General features: G+C 76.4%; 16 protein-coding genes. 5 read left to right on the forward strand and 11 right to left on the reverse strand.

Annotation, left to right across the window (positions count from 1 at the left end):
* The first annotated feature begins 99 nt into the window (after nucleotides 1–99).
* On the forward strand, nucleotides 100–1,278 hold the full coding sequence (locus tag QE405_RS18265) for an MFS transporter (RefSeq protein ID WP_307203480.1): 1,179 nt from the start codon (nucleotides 100–102) through the stop codon (nucleotides 1,276–1,278).
* On the opposite strand, the gene QE405_RS18270 is transcribed toward QE405_RS18265, so the two are convergent.
* Entirely contained in the window at nucleotides 1,263–1,754 is a 492-nt protein-coding gene (locus QE405_RS18270; protein WP_307203484.1) for a hypothetical protein, read from the reverse strand. The genes QE405_RS18265 and QE405_RS18270 overlap by 16 nt on opposite strands.
* A 102-nt stretch (nucleotides 1,755–1,856) precedes the next feature.
* On the opposite strand from QE405_RS18270, the gene QE405_RS18275 reads away from it, so the two are divergent.
* A complete protein-coding gene (locus QE405_RS18275; protein WP_307203485.1) occupies nucleotides 1,857–2,699 on the forward strand; it encodes a DUF4262 domain-containing protein in 843 nt (280 codons plus the stop codon).
* Here QE405_RS18275 and QE405_RS18280 read toward each other — a convergent pair.
* The gene (locus QE405_RS18280; protein ID WP_307203489.1) at nucleotides 2,668–3,285 is read right to left on the reverse strand and encodes a TetR family transcriptional regulator; all 618 of its coding nucleotides are present in this window, start codon (nucleotides 3,283–3,285) and stop codon (nucleotides 2,668–2,670) included. The two genes, QE405_RS18275 and QE405_RS18280, sit on opposite strands and share 32 nt — an antisense overlap.
* A 91-nt stretch (nucleotides 3,286–3,376) precedes the next feature.
* On the opposite strand from QE405_RS18280, the gene QE405_RS18285 reads away from it, so the two are divergent.
* The gene (locus tag QE405_RS18285; protein ID WP_307203502.1) at nucleotides 3,377–4,831 is read left to right on the forward strand and encodes a DHA2 family efflux MFS transporter permease subunit; all 1,455 of its coding nucleotides are present in this window, start codon (nucleotides 3,377–3,379) and stop codon (nucleotides 4,829–4,831) included.
* On the opposite strand, the gene QE405_RS21015 is transcribed toward QE405_RS18285, so the two are convergent.
* Genes QE405_RS21015 through QE405_RS18300 form a run of 3 tightly spaced genes read right to left on the reverse strand, consistent with a single transcriptional unit; the run spans nucleotide 4,764 to nucleotide 8,264 of the window.
* Nucleotides 4,764–5,084 carry an SDR family NAD(P)-dependent oxidoreductase gene (locus tag QE405_RS21015; protein ID WP_373459474.1) on the reverse strand — a complete coding sequence of 107 codons (321 nt, stop codon included), beginning with the start codon at nucleotides 5,082–5,084 and terminating at the stop codon, nucleotides 4,764–4,766. The two genes, QE405_RS18285 and QE405_RS21015, sit on opposite strands and share 68 nt — an antisense overlap.
* A complete protein-coding gene (locus QE405_RS18295; RefSeq protein WP_307203506.1) occupies nucleotides 5,026–7,590 on the reverse strand; it encodes a DUF4153 domain-containing protein in 2,565 nt (854 codons plus the stop codon). Before QE405_RS18295 ends, QE405_RS21015 begins: the two co-directional genes overlap by 59 nt.
* Nucleotides 7,587–8,264: a response regulator transcription factor gene (locus QE405_RS18300; RefSeq protein WP_307203512.1), complete on the reverse strand. Its 678-nt coding sequence runs from the start codon at nucleotides 8,262–8,264 to the stop codon at nucleotides 7,587–7,589. The genes QE405_RS18295 and QE405_RS18300 overlap by 4 nt, the downstream gene beginning before the upstream one ends.
* A 284-nt stretch (nucleotides 8,265–8,548) precedes the next feature.
* On the opposite strand from QE405_RS18300, the gene QE405_RS18305 reads away from it, so the two are divergent.
* Both QE405_RS18305 and QE405_RS18310 read left to right on the forward strand, forming a co-directional pair.
* Nucleotides 8,549–8,932 carry an STAS domain-containing protein gene (locus QE405_RS18305; RefSeq protein ID WP_307203518.1) on the forward strand — a complete coding sequence of 128 codons (384 nt, stop codon included), beginning with the start codon at nucleotides 8,549–8,551 and terminating at the stop codon, nucleotides 8,930–8,932.
* Nucleotides 8,933–9,025: 93 nt separating this feature from the next.
* The gene (locus tag QE405_RS18310; protein ID WP_307203524.1) at nucleotides 9,026–10,717 is read left to right on the forward strand and encodes an ABC-F family ATP-binding cassette domain-containing protein; all 1,692 of its coding nucleotides are present in this window, start codon (nucleotides 9,026–9,028) and stop codon (nucleotides 10,715–10,717) included.
* On the opposite strand, the gene QE405_RS18315 is transcribed toward QE405_RS18310, so the two are convergent.
* The 6 genes from QE405_RS18315 to QE405_RS18340 are packed head-to-tail and all read right to left on the reverse strand — an operon-like array spanning nucleotide 10,690 to nucleotide 18,343.
* Nucleotides 10,690–11,793 carry a phosphotransferase gene (locus QE405_RS18315; RefSeq protein ID WP_307203531.1) on the reverse strand — a complete coding sequence of 368 codons (1,104 nt, stop codon included), beginning with the start codon at nucleotides 11,791–11,793 and terminating at the stop codon, nucleotides 10,690–10,692. The two genes, QE405_RS18310 and QE405_RS18315, sit on opposite strands and share 28 nt — an antisense overlap.
* The gene (locus QE405_RS18320; protein ID WP_307203538.1) at nucleotides 11,787–12,896 is read right to left on the reverse strand and encodes a phosphotransferase; all 1,110 of its coding nucleotides are present in this window, start codon (nucleotides 12,894–12,896) and stop codon (nucleotides 11,787–11,789) included. Before QE405_RS18320 ends, QE405_RS18315 begins: the two co-directional genes overlap by 7 nt.
* Nucleotides 12,883–14,664 (reverse strand): ABC transporter ATP-binding protein, encoded by a 1,782-nt coding sequence (locus QE405_RS18325; protein ID WP_307203545.1) that lies wholly within the window; start codon nucleotides 14,662–14,664, stop codon nucleotides 12,883–12,885. Before QE405_RS18325 ends, QE405_RS18320 begins: the two co-directional genes overlap by 14 nt.
* Nucleotides 14,654–15,874 (reverse strand): glycosyltransferase, encoded by a 1,221-nt coding sequence (locus QE405_RS18330; protein ID WP_307203550.1) that lies wholly within the window; start codon nucleotides 15,872–15,874, stop codon nucleotides 14,654–14,656. Before QE405_RS18330 ends, QE405_RS18325 begins: the two co-directional genes overlap by 11 nt.
* A complete protein-coding gene (locus tag QE405_RS18335; RefSeq protein ID WP_307203556.1) occupies nucleotides 15,871–17,139 on the reverse strand; it encodes a glycosyltransferase family 4 protein in 1,269 nt (422 codons plus the stop codon). Before QE405_RS18335 ends, QE405_RS18330 begins: the two co-directional genes overlap by 4 nt.
* On the reverse strand, nucleotides 17,126–18,343 hold the full coding sequence (locus QE405_RS18340) for a glycosyltransferase family protein (RefSeq protein ID WP_307203560.1): 1,218 nt from the start codon (nucleotides 18,341–18,343) through the stop codon (nucleotides 17,126–17,128). The genes QE405_RS18335 and QE405_RS18340 overlap by 14 nt, the downstream gene beginning before the upstream one ends.
* Nucleotides 18,344–18,491 lie beyond the last annotated feature (148 nt).

Here is an 18,491-nt window from a genome sequence, read left to right on the forward strand (position 1 = left end):
GCTCCGCGACCCCTCACGCCGCCCCCGCCGCGCGGCGTCCGGTACGGCGCCACGACCCGCGCGACGCAGGAGCTGGTGGTCATGACCTAGGTTCGACCGGTGCCTGCCGCGACGCCCGGCCGCGCCCGTCGGGGCGTCGCCCTCATGTTCTTCACCAACGGGGTGCTCTACAGCGCGCTGCTGCCGCGCTACCCCGAGATCAAGGCCGCGCTCGACCTGTCCAACACGGCGTTCGGCCTCGTCGTGGTCGCGTTCCCGGCGGGTGCGGTGGCCGCCGCCGCGATGGCGGCCCCCGTGGTCCGTCGCTTCGGGGCCCCGACGGTGACGGCCGTCGGGTCGGGCGTGCTCGCGGCGGCGATGGCGGTGGCGGGCTTCCACCCGAGCGTGCTCGTGCTCGTGGCGGCCCTGGCGCTCGGCGGCATCGTCGACGCCGTGGTCGACGCGGCGCAGAACGTGCAGGGCGTCGCCGTCGAGCGGTGGGCGGGCCGGTCGATCATCAACTCCCTCCACGCCATCTGGAGCCTCGGCGCGGCGACGGGCGGCGTGATCGGCGCGTTCGCCGCGGCCCAGGACGTCGCGATCGGCACCCAGATGATCGTCAACGGCATCGTCTGGACGCTCGTCGCGGTGCTCGGTTCCTGGCTCGCCGTCCTCCCGCCTGCCGCCGCTCCGATCGCCGACGCGCTCGCCGAGACCCCCGCGCCCGCGGCCGGCCGGTGGACGGCGCTGCGGCTCGTGCTGCCGCTCGTCGTCCTCGCGATCTGCGGCACGCTCGTCGAGGACGTCTCCAACAACTGGGCGGTGCTCTACCTCGGCACCGAGGCCGGCGCCCCCGTCGGCACCGCCGCCCTCGCGCTCACCGTGGTGCTCGTCAGCCAGTTCGTGGGCCGGCTCGTCGGCGACCCGATGACCGACCGGTGGGGCCGCGAGGCGGTCGCCCGCAGCGGGGGGCTGCTCATCGCGGCCGGGATGGCGCTGGCGATGCTGCCTGCGCCGTACCCGGTCGCCTTCCTCGGCTTCGCCCTCATGGGCTTCGGCAGCGCGACCCTCGTGCCGGCGGCCTTCGCCGCCGCCGACCGCGTGCCCGGCCTGCCCGCAGGCACCGGCATCGCGCTGCTCGGCTGGCTCATGCGGATCGGCTTCCTCGTCACGTCACCGGCCGTCGGGGCGCTGTCGGACGTCGCGAGCCTCCGCGTCGCCCTGCTCATCCCGCTCGCCGCGGGCCTCCTCGCCGCGGTGCTGTCGCACCGGGCGGCGCAGGGTCAGACTCCCGGGTAGGGCTGGGGTGCGAGCGACGAGTCGTAGGTGACGACGAGCGTCTCCAGGAGCGTCGTGCCGTCGAGGAGCTGCAGCGTGCACGAGCCGTCGGCGCTGTCGGCGAGACCGTCGGTGAACCAGAACGAGGTGCCGCTCACGATGAACATGGTCGGCTCGCTGAAGTAGTCACCGGAGACGTGCGTCAGGTTCGAGGACAACAGGCCGATGGTCTGGCTCGTCGGCGTGCGCGGCGTCCAGACGATCCGCGCGTCGGCGATCGGTGCTCCCGTGATGGTCACGTCCAGGCGGTACTCGGCCGGCACCGGTTCGCCGACGACGAGGTACCGCGTCTGCTGCACGACGAACCGGCTCGTCCCCCCCGACACGGCGAACGCAGGAGCGGCGGCGACGACGCTCACCGCGGGCACGGCCCACGCGGCGGTGCGCACGAGGGTACGGCGCGTGGCGCGCGCGGCGGGGACGTCGGAGGTGGTCATGGCGGGGAGCCTAGGGCGCGCCACGTTCGGGCGAGGCCGATATCGCGAAATCGCTGGTGCACGATGCTGGACCACGCCGCCCGATGGCCGAGGATGGCCCGCATGGACCAACTCGGCAGCGGCATCGACGGGGACGAGCTGGTCGCGGAGCTCGCCGGCCAGGCGCGGATGCACGGCCACGCGATCATCGCGGTCGCGGGCGGTGAGGACGGGCCGTCCTTTGCCTACACCGTCGGGCTCGCCGGCCTGGGACACCCGGGGCACCCAGGACACCCCGAGCTCCTCGTGGTCATGGAGAGCCAGGAGACCGCCTACGCCCTCCTCAACGACCTCGCCTTCCGCGTGCGCGACCAGCAGGTCCGCCTCGACACCCCGGTGGTCTTCGCGGCCGACGCGACGGGCCGGTACGACGCGGTGGCCGCCCCCGTGCCGCCGGTGGTGGCCGCGGAGCACGTGACGATGGCCGACACGGTGGCGCGCGCCCAGGGCTGGCCGGCGCCCGTCGCGGTCACGCAGGTGCACCTCATGGACGGCGACCGGCACTGGCCGTGGGAGACGTCGGAGCGCTACGGCCCGCCCGTGCCCGGCAGCGTGCTGAGCCCGGTGCCCGACGTGGCGAGCCTGCCGCGGGTCGAGCTCGCGCCGTACGAGCGGGAGGTGGCCCCCGGCCTGCCCCACGACACCGTGGCCCACGTCTGCCTGCACGTGCAGCGGGCCGAGCGGCCGGCGCGCTACGTGTTCCGCGAGGACGGCGGCTGGTCGTTCGTGTGCGGCGAGGGCGGTCACGACTGGGGCTCCGAGGTGCGCGCCGCCGTGCTGGGCCGGCTCGTCGAGCTGGACCCGACGCTCGCCCAGGTCCTCGACCTGCCCGACGAGCACGAGGCGACGCGGGACGAGCCCGGCGCCGCCTGGGTCAGCGTGCCGTCATCGTCCGGAACGCGGTGACCGCCTCCTCGTAGAGCGTCACGAGGTCGGGCTCGCCGTACGTCGCGGGGTCGTCCATCGCCTCGGCCCACCGGTCGAAGGCGGCCCGCGCGACGGCGGCGGTGACCTCGACGAGCACCCGGGGGGTCGGGTCCGACGGGGCGGCGCCCGTGATCTCCGCGAGCACCGCGGTGAACCCCGCCCGGCGCTCGTCGTCGACCGCGACCGCGGCCGCACGCAGGGACGGCTCGGCGCGCAGCAGCCGGTGGAGGGTGCGGAACTGTCGGCCCGCGGGGCTCCGCCCGTTCTCGTGGAGGCGCATGACCTCGATCCACAGCGCCTCGAGCTGGGGGAGGAGGGGCTCGGTCGGTCGCAGTGCCGCCACCCCGGCCTCGAAGGCGTCCTCGATCTCGACGTGGGCGAGCAGGGCGGCGCGCTCCTTCGTCACGGCGTAGCGGAAGAAGGTGCGCGAGGAGACGCCGGCCGCGGCGGCGATGTCGTCGGCCGTGCAGCCGGCGACCCCGCGCTCCTCGAACAGCGCCAGCGCGGCCGTGGAGATGTCCTGCTGGGTCTGGCGGCGACGGCGGTCGCGCAGCGTCGTGGTCATCGGGCCTCCTCGGCGTCCCATGCTAGCGGTCCGTCAGCTGGCGCCGAGTTGGCAGTCACTGCCACAATGTCCGGGTCGAGAAAGGACCCGCGTGACTACCGAACAGACCCTGCCCGCCGAGACCACCCCCACCGCCGCCCCGGCGGCGCCCGCCCTCCCGCGGGGCGTCGTGCCGCTGCTCGTCGTCTCCGCCTTCGTCGTGATCCTCAACGAGACGATCATGGGCGTCGCCCTGCCCCAGCTCATGACCGACCTCGACATCTCGGCCGCCCGTGCGCAGTGGCTGACGTCGGCCTTCCTGCTGACGATGGCGGTCGTCATCCCGCTCACGGGCTGGCTGCTGCAGCGCTTCCACGTGCGCACCGTCTTCCTCGTGGCGATGACGACCTTCTCGCTCGGCACCCTGCTCGCGGCGGTGTCGCCGGGCTTCGGCCTGCTGGTGACGGGTCGCGTCGTGCAGGCGGTCGGCACGGCGATCATGATGCCGCTGCTGATGACCACCATCCTCACGACGGTGGCGCCGGAGCGGCGCGGTCGCATGATGGGCACGATCTCGATCGTCATCTCCGTGGCGCCGGCGATCGGCCCGACGGTCTCGGGCCTCATCCTGCAGGACCTCGGCTGGCGCTGGATGTTCTGGATCGTGCTGCCGATCGCGCTCACCTCGCTGGCGCTCGGCGCCGTGTGGGTGCGCAACGTGACGACGCCGGGCCGACCGCCCCTCGACGTGCTGTCGGTCGTGCTGTCGGCGGTGGCGTTCGCCGGTCTCATCTACGGGCTGTCGAGCATCGGTGAGTCTGCCTCGGGGCACGCACCGGTGGCGCCCTGGATCCCGGTCACCGTCGGCGCCGTGGGCCTGGTGGCGTTCGTCGCCCGGCAGCTGGCGCTGCGTGAGCGGGCGCTCATGGACCTCCGCGCGTTCCGCACGCCCACCTTCAGCATCGCCGTCGGCCTCGTCGGCGTCACCATGATGGCGCTGTTCGGCACGCTCATCCTGCTGCCGATCTACCTGCAGACCGTGCTGGGTCGCACCACCCTCGAGACGGGCCTCGTGCTCCTCCCGGGCGGTCTCGCGATGGGCCTCCTGGCGCCGGTCGTGGGACGGCTCTTCGACCGCCACGGGCCCCGGCCCCTCGTCGTACCGGGTGCCGTCGTCGCCAGCGCCGCCCTCTGGGCGATGTCGCTGCTCGATGTCGACACCGCCCTCGGGGTCGTCGTCGCCATCCACGTGCTGCTCAGCATCGGCCTGGCGCTCATGTTCACGCCGCTGCTCACCTCGGCGCTGGGGTCGCTGCCGCAGCACCTCTACTCCCACGGCAGCGCGATCGTGGGCACCGCCCAGCAGGTGGCCGGCGCGGCCGGTACGGCGCTCTTCATCACCGTCATGACCCGACGCTCGACGGCCGAGCTGGAGGCGGGGCTGGACACGGCCGCCGCGACGGCCGAGGGCGTCCACGCCGCCCTGCTCTGGGGCGGCGTCATCTCGGCGGTCGCGATCGTCGTGGCGCTGTTCGTGCGGCGGCCGCGGGTGGAGGAGCCGGCCTGACGCGGGTGCGCCTCCCCTCCTCGAGCGCCTCGGGCCGGCGGCCGTTCACGGCGACCCGGGCGCCGGCCCGGGCGAGCCCGGTGGCGATGGCCAGGCCGATGCCCTGGCTCGATCCGGTGACGAGGGCCGTCCGGCCCGAGAGGTCCAGCTGCACGACGTTGCTCCTCCATGGTGCGTCAGTGGATCGGTCCCCGTCAGGAACAGGTGGTGCCGCCCGAGGATTCCGCGGCGTACGTCCGTGGCCCGAGCGCATCGAGCGCGTCGGCCGCCCGGGCGCGGCCCAGGTTCCACTCGAGCCAGTCGTCGTCCGCCGGTGCGAACATCGGCAACGCACAGGCGCGCTCGTCCGCCGGCAGGTCGGCGAGCACCGGCACGGCGTCGTCGGAGAGCTCGGAGAGGTAGGTCCAGTCGACGCGCCCGGTCGCGTCGTACCGCTCCAGGTTCCGCTCCGCGATCCACGCGTCGGGGTTGACCGCGGCGAGCCCGAGCAGGGCGACGACGCCGCTCAGCAGCGCGAACCGCGCCACCCCGGCGCCCCGCAGCGTCACGACGCCGACGAGCACCGCGAGGACGACCACGCCGAGCCAGCCCTCGAAGACGTCGACGAGCAGGCGGAGCCGCGTGTAGCCGTAGGCCTCCTGGTAGAGGCCCATCCGGTGCAGCGCCGAGGCCACGACCACGAGGGTCTCGACGCAGAGGGCGCCGAGCGCGACCCGCAGCCACGCCCGGTCACCGACGGTCTCCCGGGGGGCCTTCCGCGCGGCGACCCCGACGACGACGAGCGTCAGCGCGGTGACGACGGTGAGCTGGCCGAAGCCCTGGTGGACGTACTGGGCGTAGGTGAGCCCCGTCGTACGGCGCAGGTAGTCGTGCCCACCGAACACCACCGCCGCCTGCGCGACGAGGAAGGCCGCGACTACGCCCACCACCACCAGCACGGGGGCCAGCCACTCGAAGCGGTGCGCGACGGGACGGGCCGGCCGCGGGCCGCGGTCGACCCGCGGGGGGTTGAGGGCGAGGTACGCCGCGGCGAGCACCGCGCCGCCGATCGCCACCGTCAGGAAGGCGCGGAGCACCATCGTGTCGACCGTGAGGTCGGGGAGCAGCGCGTCGACCCACTCCGCCAGCAGCGCGTCGGCCGAGGTGAGGAGGGCGCCGAACACGAGCAGGCCGAGCGCCGACAGCACCACGGTCCGCAGCAGCGCCGCGCCCTGGCCGAGCCCGGTGAGCCGCGCCAGCGTGCGGCCCAGCCACGGCAGGCCGCGGAGGCCGGCGAGCGGCCACGACAGCCCGGCGAGCACGAACGCCGGGAGGGTGCGGCCCCGGGTGACCCCGATGACGCAGAGCGCCGCGCCGGTGAGCGCGCAGAGGAACGCGATCCACTCCGCGTCGCGCACCGCGACCGCGGCCGCCAGCAGTGCGCAGAGCACCGCGCTGGCCAGCGTGAAGGGGTCGCGGCGGTGCTTCGCCGCGCCGAGCACGACGCCGCCCGCGGCGAGGAGCACGAGCGCCGCGCCGATGCCGTGGTCGCGGAACGGCAGCACGACCGCGCCGAGCAGGCCCACGCCGAGGGAGGCGAGGAGCACCCGCAGCCGGGCCGGCACGCCGTCGTCGGGCCAGAAGTCGCCGACGAGGTCGTCGACGACCCCGGGCGGCCGCACCGGTGCGTCGCGGCCGGGGACGGGGCGGGTCGGGAGCGGGGTGGACACGGTTGCCTCCGGGGTGGTCGGGGACGGACTGGGCGTGGGAGCGGGCGGCAGGTCGACCTGCACGCGGGCGCCGGTCGGCCCCACGGGATCGACGAAGCGGATCGCCCCGCCGTGCATGTCGACGACCCAGCGGGCGACGGCGAGACCGAGGCCGGTGCCGCCGCCGGAGCCCGTGCCGAACGCCTCGAAGACGCGGTCCCGCTCGGCCGGCGGGACGCCCGGCCCCTCGTCGTGCACCTGCAGGCGGAGCCCGCCGTCCGGGCCGGGGCCCGCGGTGGCCCGCACCGTGCCGCCCGCCGGGCTGTGCCGCGCGGCGTTGTCGAGGAGGTTGGCGACGAGCTGGTGCAGGCGCGCCGGGTCGGCGCGGACGGTGAGGTCGACGGGGTCGACGTCGACGGCGTACGTCACCGACCGGCCGCGCGGGCCCGCCGCGGTGACGGCCTCCGCGACGCAGGCGTCGAGGAGGGCGGCGACGTCGACCGCCTCCGGGCGCAGCGGGGCGTGGCCCGCGTCGACGCGGGCGAGGTCGAGGAGGTCCTCGACCAGTCCGCTCATGCGCTCGGCCTGGCCCAGCGCGGTGGCGAGCGCGGCGTGGCGGGCCTCGGGGCCGGGTGCGCCGACGTCGTCGACGAGGTTCTCGAGCACGGCGCGGAGCCCGGCGAGCGGGGTCCGGAGCTCGTGGCTCACGGTGGCGACGAGATCGCGCCGGCGGCGGTCCACGTCGCCGAGGTCGCCGGCCATCGTGTTGAACGCGCGGGCCAGCTCGCCGACCTCGTCGCGGGACCCGTCCGCCACCCGGGCCGTGTAGTCCCCCCGCGCCATCCGGCGAGCGGCGGCCGTCATCTGCCGGAGTGGCGACGTCATGCCGACGGCCAGCAGCTGGGTCACCGCGAGGGCGAGCAGAACCGTGACCGGCAGGCTGAGCCACAGCGGCACGGAGGCGGCCCGGCCGAGGGAGGCGACGAGCGTCGCCACCGTGACGCTGGCGGCGACGAGCACGCCGAGCTTGACCTTGACCGAGCCGATCCCGGCCAGGGGCTCGCGGCTCACGAGGCGGCCCCGGGCTCCAGCGCGTAGCCCACGCCGTGCGCGGTGCGGACCCGGTCGGCGCCCACCTTCGCCCGCAGGCCCTTGACGTGGCTGTCGACGGTGCGGGTGCCGGCGGCGTCCGACCAGCCCCAGACCTCGGCGAGCAGCCGCTCGCGGGTCACGACCGTGCCGGGATCGGCGGCGAGGCAGACCAGCAGGTCGAACTCCGTCGGCGTGAGGCGCACCTCCGTGCCCGCGCGCCACGTGCGGCGCGCGCCCACGTCGACCCGCAGGTCGCCGAGCTCGAGCACCGGGCGGGCCGCCGCCGGGGCGGCCGCGAGCTCCGCCGCCCGCTCCACCCGCCGCAGCAGCACCCCGACGCGCGCCACGAGCTCCCGCATCCGGAACGGCTTCGTCAGGTAGTCGTCGGCGCCCACCCCCAGCCCCACGAGCACGTCCGCCTCGTCGTCCCGGGCCGTGAGCATGAGCACCGGGACAGGACGTGTCGCCTGGACCCGGCGGCACACCTCCAGCCCGTCGAAGCCCGGCAGCATGACGTCGAGCACGAGCACGTCGGGCGCGTGCTCCGCGTGCGCCGCCACGGCGGTGGGTCCGTCCCAGGCCTGCGCGACGACGTACCCCTCCGCCGTCAGGCGGTCCGTGACCGCCTGGTTGATGACGGGGTCGTCCTCCACGACGCGAGGACCGAGCGGGTGCGGTGGGCCATGCCGAGAAGGCTAGGAGCGCAGGGGGCCGGGAGTGGGGGACGAACCGTGGAGGTTCTGTGCAGATCGGCTCCCGCGGAGGGTCGCGGGCACCGCGGACAGACAGTCCCTGGATGATGCAACCACCGCCCTGACCTGCGACGCCACCGAACGGGTGAAGGGACTCGCGGCGACAAGTGACGTGACGGTCGAACACGCGTACCGTCGACGGAGACGTTCCCGGTCTCGGGTGCGTGAACTTGAGGAGGGCAGCCATGCCCGACCAGACCATCCCTTCCCCGATCCCCTTCCCCGTCGACATCCGGCTCGAGCCGGACGGCTCGACGATCACCGTGCTCGGCACCGTGGACCGCCACAGTGCCCACGGCATGCGCACGTTCCTCGAGACGACCGACCTGCGGGCGGTCCCCGAGGTGACCATCGACCTCAGCCGCGTCGAGATGCTCCTCGCCGGCGGCCTCCGCGAGCTCGCCGAGGGCTTCCGCTACGTCCGCGCCGGCGGCTCGGTCGTCGTCGTCCACGCCCCGGACGGCACCATCGCCGGACGGGTGATCGACGTGCTCCGTCGCATCGACGCCCGCGAGCACGACGGCGTCCCCGGCGGAAATGGGTTGGATCCCCTCCCGCCCGCTGCGTAGCCTCGCTCCCGTGGAGCTCTGAGGACACCCCCGACCGCGGCCCGAGGCACCTGCCTGCCCGCGCGGTCCCCGTCCTCCTCGGAAGAGCCCCCGGTGACCAGCCCCTCCACCCCCACCACTCCGACTCCCCTCGCCGCGCGCGGTCTCGTGCGCTCGTACGGCGACCGCACCGTCCTCGACGGCCTCGACCTGACGGTGCCACCCGGCACCCGGCTCGGGCTGATCGGCGAGAACGGCACCGGCAAGTCGACCCTGCTCCGCCTCCTCGCCGGTGTCGAGCGCCCCGACGCGGGCACCGTGGTGCGGCCGCGCGACCTCGTCCACCTCGCGCAGGAGCCGGCCGTGGGCCGCGACGGCAGCGCGACGCGCGGCACCGTCGGCGACCTGCTCGACGACGCGCTGCGGCCCCTCCACGACCTCGTGGCTGAGCTCGAGCGCCTCGCCGCGCGGATGGCGGCCGGGGAGGACGTCGCCGCGGCGTACGACGACGTGCTCGCCCGCGCGACCCACCACGACGCCTGGGACGCCGACCGCCGGGCCGAGGTGACGGCAGGCGTGCTCGGCGTCGCCGACCTCGACCGGGACCGCCCCGTGGCCGCGCTCTCGGGCGGGCAGCGCACGCGGCTGGCGCTGGCAGCGGCGCTCGTGCGGCGCCCGGACTGCCTCCTGCTCGACGAGCCCACCAACCACCTGGACGCCGAGGCGCTCGAGCTGCTCGAGAGCACGCTGGTGCAGCTGCCGGGCATCGTGGTGGCGGCCAGCCACGACCGCACGTTCCTCGACGGGGTCTGCACCGCGCTGCTCGACCTCGACGCCGGTGCGCTCGGCACCGACGGCGCGGGCGGGCGGGTGTTCGGCGGCTCGTTCGGCGACTACCTCGCCCACCAGGAGGCCAGCCGGCGCCGCTGGGAGGAGACCTGGGCCGCGCAGCAGGACGAGATCGCGGACCTGCGGGCGGCGACGCGGATCGGGACGACCGCCGTGGCCCGCGACCGCGGCCCCCGGGACAACGACAAGTTCATCCACGCCTTCAAGGGAGCCCGCGTCGAGCGCACCCACGCCCGGCGCGTGCGCGACGCGGAGCGCCGGCTGGAGGTGGCCGAGCGGGAGGCCCTGCCCAAGCCGCGACCGCCGCTGCGCTTCGCCGGGGCGCTCACGGCGGACGCGGACGGCGACGGGATCGTCGTGCAGGCGCGGGGGCTGGTCGTGCCCGGCCGCCTCGCGCTCGACCGCCTCGACCTCGTCGCCGGCGGGAGGCTGCTCGTCAGCGGTCCCAACGGGTCGGGCAAGTCGACCCTGCTGGCGGTGCTGGCGGGGGAGCTCCCGGGTGACGTGCCCGTCGGGGGCCACCTCGACGTCCGTGCCCGCACCGTGCGGCTGCTGCGGCAGGACCCGGTGGTGACGCACCCGCGGCGCACGGCCCGCGCGGCCTATCTCGCGGCGGTGGGTCCCGCGACCGCCGAGCGCGTCCCGCTGCGCTCGCTCGGGCTGCTGCCGCCGCGCGCCCACGCGACACCCGTCGGGGCGCTCAGCGTCGGGCAGCGGCGCCGGCTCGACCTCGCGGTCGCCATCGCGGCCGCACCCGACCTGCTCCTGCTCGACGAGCCGACCAACCACCTGTCGCTCCGGCTGGCGGGCGAGCTCGAGGAGGCGGTCGGCGTCGCGCCCGGCACCGTCGTCGTGACGACGCACGACCGCTGGCTGCGCGCGCGGTGGACGGGGGCCGAGCTGCGGCTCGGCACCCCCCGGCTCGCGGATCAGCCCCCGCCCGGCCGGAACGCGTAGACCGCCGCGAGCCGCACCCGGGCGACCGCCGCGTGGGCGTCGACGGCGACGCGGGTGCGTTCGTCCGCGCCGTACCCCTCCAGCAGCGCCGCCGACCACCGTTCCACGACGGTGGGGTCGAGCAGCCCCTGCCGGGCGCGGAGCTCGAGGTGCACGACCATGTTGGCGAGGTCGAGCGCGGGGTCGCCGAGCGCCAGCAGGTCGAGGTCGAGCAGCGACCAGGCGCCCGTGGCCGGGTCCCGCAGCAGCTGCTTGTCGTGGAGGTCGCGGTGCAGCAGCACGGACCGCTCCGGGGCGGGTACCGCCGCGAGGCGCGCGACGGCGTCGTGGAGCCCGGCCGGCACGCCGAGCCCGTACGCCGCGGCGAGACCCACCGCGCGACCCGTGAGCTCCGCCTCGTCCCCGGCGTCGTGGCGGGGCGTCCCGGCGGGCGGGGCCACCTCGTGCAGGCGCCGGACGAGACCACCGACCGCGTGGAGGTCGGTGGTGGTGACGGCGGCACCCGTCGCGAGCAGGTCGTGCAGCGTCGTGCCGGGCAGCGCCTCGGTGACGAGGAGCGACGGGGGTGTGCCGGGTCGCACGCGCGGCACCGGCAACCCCGCCCCGGCGAGGTGCTCGAGCGTGGCGGCGGCCCCGGCCGCGCGGTCCCCGCGCAGCACCTTCACGAAGTGGGGCGGTGCGTCGCCCCGGTCGACGCGCACGACGGCGCGCCGCTCGGGCCGGTGGGCGACGAGGTGGGTGCCGGGCGCCGCGACGAGCGGGGCCAGCTCCGGCAGGCGGCGGTCCGCGCCGTGGCGCTGCACGACAACGTGGTCCCCGCGGCGCTCGACAGCGCCCGCGGGGGCTGTGGCCGCGGTACGCCGGGCGACCCGGTCGGCCTCCTCGGCGTCGGCGAACCACTGGCCGGGCACGAGGTCGCCGCCCGGGCCGCCCCCGGTCGCCGGCTCCCGCAGGTGCAGCAGCAGGTGGGTGCCGCTGCGGGGCTGCGCCCGCTCGAGGTCGAGGCCGGCGGCGGCCACCTCGGCGCGGATCGCGGGGAAGCCGGTCGTGGCCGGGGTCGGGGTCGTGGTCAGCACAGGTCCTCCAGGGTGGTGAGCAGGGCGGCCGTGGCGCTCCGCCAGTCGGGTGCACAGGTGCGGAACGGCTCGACGGCACGCCGCAGGAGGTGACCGGCGGTCCAGGCCCGGAGGGCCGTCGGGTCGGGGAGGGGGCGCACCGCGGCGTACCCCGCGAGGAGCGCGCTCGCCTCGCCCCGCCCGGACCCCTGCCCCTGGACGAGGTCGTCGGCGAGGAGGTTGCCGAGGTCGTCGGCGGCCTCGCCCCGGCGGGCGCGGTCGAGGTCGAGGATCCCCACCCGGCCCGTCGTGGGGTCCACCACGAGCTGGTCGCGGGACAGGTCGCCGTGGAGGGTGACGACCGGGCCGGAGGGAGCGTCGCGCAGGGCGGTCGCCGTGCGCGCCGCGAGCGCGGCGACCCGGTCCGCCTCGGCGGGGAGGAGGAGGGCCAGCTGGTCGCGGGCCTGCGCCAGGGCCCGGAGGGGACGGTCCTCGAGCGGCAGGTCCGTCGTGGTGCCGTGCAGGTCCGCGACGGCGGTGCCGGCCCGGCGCAGCGCCCGCGGGTCGGGGGAGCCGTCGAGCGGGCGGCCCGGCACCCAGGAGGTGGTGAGCGCCCCGCGGCGGGCGTGGGCGTCGAGGAGCCGCGGTGTGCCGGCCCGTCCCGCCAGCGTCCGCGGCCCCCGCACGGCCGCCGCGTGCGCGGCGGGCCGGACGACGCGGAGGACGGCGGGCCCGTCCGGACCGTCCAGCCGCGCGACGACCCGCCGCTGCGGGTTGGCCGACAGCACCACGGCGTCCGCGGGCAGGTGGCGGAGGCCCGGAAGGTCGCGGTCGCCGACGAGGGTCGTCGCGAGCAGGCCCGCCTCGGGGTCGGCGGCCACGACGGCGCCGAGCCGGGCGGCCCGGTCGTGCGACTTCGCCAGCTTCGGCCGGGCGTGGTCCGCGGCGGCGAGGACGAGGAGGTGGTCGGTCCCGCGGCGTACCGCCAGGGCGGCCGAGGTGCCCGCCTTGACCCGCAGGCGGAGGCGCACGAGGTCGTCGGTGCCGAGCAGGTCGGCCAGCCCGTCCCCGAGGAGCACGTCGAGCCCGGGCACGCCGAGGTCGATCCGCTCAGCCGACCGCACGGGCTGCTCCCGGGGTGAGCACAGCGGCGGGCGGGCCGTCGGCGACGACCTCGCCGCCCTCGAGCCACACGACGCGGTCGCAGTCGCGGGCGTGGGCGAGGTCGTGGGTGACCACGATGGTGGTGCGGCCCGCGGTGAGCCGCTCGAGCGCGGCGAGCACCTCGGCCTCGGTGCCCTCGTCGAGCCCGGTGAGGGCCTCGTCGAGCACCACGACGGGCGCGCGACGCACGGCGGCGCGGGCGATGGCGATCCGCTGCCGCTGCCCGCCGGAGAGGGTGGCGCCGCGCTCGCCGACGACGGTGGCGTAGCCGTGCGGCAGCGCCTCGACGAAGTCGTGCGCACCGGCGATGCGGGCGGCCTCCTCGATCTCCTCCCGGGTGGCACCGGGGCGGCCGTGGGCGATGTTCTCCTCGATCGAGGTCGCGAACAGCACGCTCTCCTGCAGCACGACCGAGACCTGGCTGCGCAGCGACTCCAGCGTCAGGTCGCGCAGGTCGTGGCCGTCGACCCGGACGGCGCCGGCGTCGGGGTCCCGCAGCCGGGAGAGCAGGGAGGCGAGCGTCGACTTGCCGGAGCCGGAGGTGCCGACGAGCGCCACCCGCTCCCCGGCCGTGACCCGCAGGGAGACGCCGCGGAGCACGGGGGCGTCGGGCGTGTAGGAGACCCAGACGTCGTCGAGGACGAGGTCGCCGCGCAGGGTCGGGGCCGTGCGTGCCGCGGGATGGTCGCGCACGGTCGGCTCCACCTCGAGCAGGTCGACGACGCGCTCGCCGGAGGCGGCCGCGGCGGCGATGCGGCCCGTGTACTTCGCCAGGTCCCGCATCGGCTTGAACGTGGCCTTGAGGTAGGTGAGGAACACGACGAGCTCGCCCGGCGTCAGCATCCCCGCGAGCACGCGCTGCGCCCCGACGTAGAGCACGAGCGCCGTCGCCAGTCCCACCAGCACGTCGGTCGACCGCTCGAGGCGGGCGGAGAGCCGCTTGGTGCGCACCCCCTCCGCGAGGCTCCGGCCGTTGCTCTGCGCGAAGCGGCCCTGGAGGTGGTCGGCGAGGCCGTAGGAGTGCACGACCCGCATCGACGACAGCGTCTCGGTGGCGAGCGAGGCCAGCTCGCCCTCCGCCTTGCGCTGCTCCTTGGAGACGCCGTGGATGCTGCGCGAGGTCTCCCGCCCGGCGAGCAGGAAGAGCGGCACGACGGCCACCATGAGCAGCGCCAGGGGCCAGTCGAGGAACGCCACGACGACGACCATCCCGAGCATCGTCACGATGTTGCCGACGAGCGGCAGGCCCGCGGTGACGACGACCTCCTTGAGGCGACCGACGTCGCCGGTGACCCGCTGCACGAGGTCGCCGGTGCGGGCGGTGTCGTGGAAGGCCATGGGCAGCCGCTGCAGGTGGGCGTAGGCATCGGCCCGCACCCGCGTCAGGAGCCGGTTGCCGGCGAGCGCGAAGGCGAGCGTCGTCAGGTAGGCGGCCACCGCCCGCACGAGCACGACCCCGAGCAGCGCGACGGCGGCGATCGTCAGCGTGGCGCGGACGTCGCCGGGTGCGGCGCCGGCGACGTCGGTCCCCGAGGCGGCGATGACGGTGTCGATGACGACCTTGAGCGGCCACGGCTCGGCCAGCCGCATGAGCACCTCGACGAACAGCGCCAGCATGCCGCCGGCCACGAGCGGGGTCTCCCTGCGCAGGTAGGGCCGCAGGTGCGTCGCGGTGCGACGCAGGCCGGGCCCGGCCTCGCGGAGGGTCGTGGGCTTCTCACGCGACACGGGTGGCTCCTGTCGGGCTGACCGGCGGGTGGGGCAGGGTGGCGAGGGACGCCTCGACGACGTGGTCCCAGTCGAGCGCCAGGGCGGCGCGACGGTGGGTGGCGCGGAGCGCGCGGCGGCGGACGACGTCGTCCCGGAGGTCGGCGACGGCGTCGCCCAGCGCGGCGGCGTCGCCGGGCGGCACGAGGTCTCCCCCCGCTCCTCCGGGACCGCGGAGCAGCGCCCGGAGACCCCCGACGTCGCTCGCCACGACGGGGAGCCCCGCGGCCAGGTACTCCGTCACCTTCAGCGGCGAGAAGTAGAAGCCGTCGAGGGGCGGGTACGGCGCGCACGCCACGTCCATCTCCTGCAGCAGGGCGGGCACGGCGGTCGCCGGTACGGCGCCGGTCCACGTCACCCGGTCCGCGACGCCCAGCCGGTCGGCGGTGGCCCGCAGGTCGGTCGCCGTCGGACCGTCGCCGACGACGAGCAGGCGGTGGCCGGGGCCGAGCAGCGCCAGCGCCGCGAGGAGCGTGTCGACGCCGTGCCAGCCCTTGAGGGTGCCGACGAAGCCGAGCGTGAACGGTCGGGCGGGGTCGGGTCGGCCGTCGTGCACGGGCCGGGCGGCGGGCACGACGCGGCGCGTGTCGACGCCGTTCCCGATCGTCGTGACGGGGTCGGCCCCCAGGGAGGCCGCCCAGTCGCTGACGGCCGGGCTCACGCCGATCACGGCGGTGGCGGCGGTCAGGGCAGCGCGGGCCGCGTCGTACGCCGCCGGCGCGTCGACCAGCACGCGGTGCCGGGCCTGCTCGACGGGGAGGGGGGCGTTGACCTCGAGGAGGGACGGTACGCCGCGGGCGGCGGCCCAGCCGGTGGCCGTGCGACCCCAGAGGGCGTAGCGCTCGTAGACGAGGTCGAACGGACGTGTGCTCCGGGTGCCGGGGAAGGCGTGGAGCTCGTTGAGCAGGCCCGCGACGGAGGCGTCGCTGGCCCGGGCCGCGCGCTCCCGGGCCGCGGGCTCGCCGCGACCGACGCGCGGCAGGCGGTGGATCCGCAGCCGGGGGTGGGCGGCGAGGTCGGCGGCGGCGGTCTCGTCGGCGCGCGGGGTCAGCAGGTCGACCTCCGCGCCGCGGCGCAGCAGGGCGGCGACGACGGCCTGGACGTGCACCGAGGCGCCCTTGGTGCCGAGCACGTCGATGCCGGGGTCGGTCGAGACGTAGGCGACCCTCATGCCGGCACCCCCGCCACGCCGAAGTGGCGCTCGAGGAGGGCCACGTTGGTGCGCGTGTCGAAGGCCTCCTCGACGCGGGCGCGGCCGGCCGCGGCGTACGAGGCCCGCAGCCCCGGGTCGTCGAGCAGCTCCCTGAGCGCGGCCGCGAGCGCGACGGGGTCGTCCTCCGGCACGAGGGCGCCGCTCCGGCCGTCGGCGACGGCCTCGGGGATGCCGGTCACGGGGGTGGTCACGCAGGGGGTGCCGAGGGCGAGCGCCTCGAGCACGACCGTCGGCAGTCCGTCGCGGTTGCCGTCGGCGGCGACGCGGCAGGGCGCCGCGAGCAGTGTCGCGTCGGCGACGACCTGGAGCATCCGGTCCTGGGGGAGGGGACCGAGCAGGTCGACGCGGTCGGCGATCCCGAGCGTGGCGACGAGGCCGCGGAGACGCTCCTCCTCCGCCCCGGCGCCGACGAGGTGCACGCGGAGCGGGTCGCCGGCGCGGGCCAGCAGGGCGGTGGCCTCGAGGAGCACGTCGAAGCCCTTCTTCGGCACGAGGCGCCCGACGGCCGCGACGGTGCGGGTGGCGCGACGGCCCGTGTGGAGGGCGAAGCGGTCGAGGTCGAGCCCGTTGTAGACGCGCACGACGTGGGCCGTGGGCGCCAGTGCCCGGAGGTGGTCGACGTGGAAGTCGGAGACCGTCACCACCGTGTCGACGCCCGCGAGGTTGGCGCGGAGGGCGTCGGCATCGAGACCGTCGTGGAAGACGTCCTTCGCGTGGGCCGTGAGCGAGCAGGTGATGCCGGCCAGCCGAGCGGCGACGCGGGCGACCGTGGCCGGGGTGTCCGCGAAGTGCGCGTGCAGGTGGGTGAGTCCCTGCGCGACGGCCTCCGTCGCCACCGCGAGGGCCGCCGCCCCGGTCTCGGCGGGGAGGGCCAGCACGTCGTCGAGGTGGGCCGCGAGCCCGGGGAGCCGGCCGTGGGCGGCCCGCAGCGCGTCCCAGACGGCGCTGCCCTTCGGGCTGCGGGCCAGGTGCGGCAGGTAGGTCACCGGTGCCCGGAGGTCACCGAGGGCCGCGTGGAACCGGCCGTCGTCGGGGGAGCGCAGCGACAGGACGCGCAGCTCCAGCCCCCGGGCCTCGAGGGCGAGCAGCTCGGTGAGCACGAACGTCTCCGAGAAGCGCGGGAACATCGTCAGCACGTAGCCGACGCGCGGCCGGGTGGGCGTCTCAGGCAGCCGGTTCTCAGGCAGCCGGTTCTCAGGCAGCCGGTTCTCAGGCAGTGGCACGGGAGGTCTCCTCGGCGAGGGTGGGGACGAGCAGGTCGTCGACGAGCCGCGGCAGCCGGCCGAGCCCGTCGAGGTCGAGGTCGTGGGGGGCCGCTGCGCGGCGTACGGCGCCGTCCAGCCACCCGGCGAGCACCGCGGGCGTCGCGTGCTCGGGGAGCACGTGGTCGAGCGCGGTGTGCGGGGCGAGGCCCTCGGCGCGCACGAGCTGCTCGCGGCGCGGGGTGGTGCGGGGGACGACGAGCGTCGGTCGTCCGGCGGTGAGCAGCTCGCAGACGGAGTTGTAGCCGCCCATGCTGACGACGGCGGCGGCGCCGGCCACGAGGGGCCGGGTGTCGCCGACGAAGGGGTGCACGTCGAGGTCGGGTCGCCGGGCCGCCAGCTCCTGCAGCCCCTGCCGCTGCTCGACCGGCATGCAGGGGCCGGTGACGAGGACGGCGCGGTGGCCGGCCGGCAGCGGCGTGCGCGCCACCGTGTCGGCGAGGCGGTGGCCGTCCTGCCCGCCGCCGACGAGGCACAGCACGTAGGGGTCCGTCGGGGGCGCCGGGTCGCCCGCCGGGGGTGCGGTGACGTGACCGCCGCGGCCGTGGGCGAGGTACCCGGTGTGCCGCACCATCGCCGCCACGTCGTCCGGGAGCCGCAGCGTGGCCGCGAGGTCGTGGACGCGGGGGTCGCCGTAGACCCACACCGCGTCGTACGACGCCCGCACGGCCGCCGTCGTGCCCTCGGCCTCCCACTCGGCCCGCGCGGTCGCCGGGTCGTCGAGCACGTCGCGGAGCCCGAGGACGACACGGGTGGGCAGGCCGCGGGGCCCGACCGTCGTGCGCAGCGTGCGGAGCGCCGCGTCGAGCTCGCCGCCCAGGCCCCGTGCGACCTTGTCGACGACGACGAGGTCGGGGGAGAACGCGGCGAGGGCGCTCTCGATCATCCGGCCGCGCAGGTCGAGCACCTCGCCGAGGCGCAGGCCGAGGGAGGCGGAGGCGTAGGCCCCGGGACCGCTCTTCGCGACGCCGGGCAGCACCACCACCTCGGCTCCCGGGGGCAGCGGCAGCGCCGCGGCCGCGGGCGTGCCGGTCAGCAGCAGCACGTCGGTGGCCCCGTGCGCGGCGACGAGGGCGGCGGCGATCTCGATGTTGCGGCGGACGTGGCCGAGACCCTGGGTGTCGTGGGAGTAGAGCGCCACCCGGCGGCGAGGTGAACGGGGCATGACCGGAACCCTGCGGACGGTCGGTGACGCGAGCGTGAGGCCGGGATGAGAGGACTCTCATGCCCCGCGGGATTCCCGGGCGGATCACGGGCTCCCCCGTCGAGGTGACGCGCCACGCCGCCTTGAACGATCCAGTTCGTGACCTTCG

Source organism: Nocardioides zeae, from assembly GCF_030818655.1.
In the GTDB taxonomy this organism is placed as follows: Bacteria; Actinomycetota; Actinomycetes; order Propionibacteriales; family Nocardioidaceae; genus Nocardioides; species Nocardioides zeae_A.

Coding starts and splice junctions, on each gene's coding strand:
- QE405_RS21015 (WP_373459474.1), bottom strand. CDS start 5,084: ATGCGCTCGGGCCACGGACGTACGCCGCGGAATCCTCGGGCGGCACCA.
- QE405_RS18270 (WP_307203484.1), bottom strand. CDS start 1,754: ATGACCACCTCCGACGTCCCCGCCGCGCGCGCCACGCGCCGTACCCTC.
- QE405_RS18280 (WP_307203489.1), bottom strand. CDS start 3,285: ATGACCACGACGCTGCGCGACCGCCGTCGCCGCCAGACCCAGCAGGAC.
- QE405_RS18340 (WP_307203560.1), bottom strand. CDS start 18,343: ATGCCCCGTTCACCTCGCCGCCGGGTGGCGCTCTACTCCCACGACACC.
- QE405_RS18275 (WP_307203485.1), top strand. CDS start 1,857: ATGGACCAACTCGGCAGCGGCATCGACGGGGACGAGCTGGTCGCGGAG.
- QE405_RS18305 (WP_307203518.1), top strand. CDS start 8,549: ATGCCCGACCAGACCATCCCTTCCCCGATCCCCTTCCCCGTCGACATC.
- QE405_RS18330 (WP_307203550.1), bottom strand. CDS start 15,874: ATGAGGGTCGCCTACGTCTCGACCGACCCCGGCATCGACGTGCTCGGC.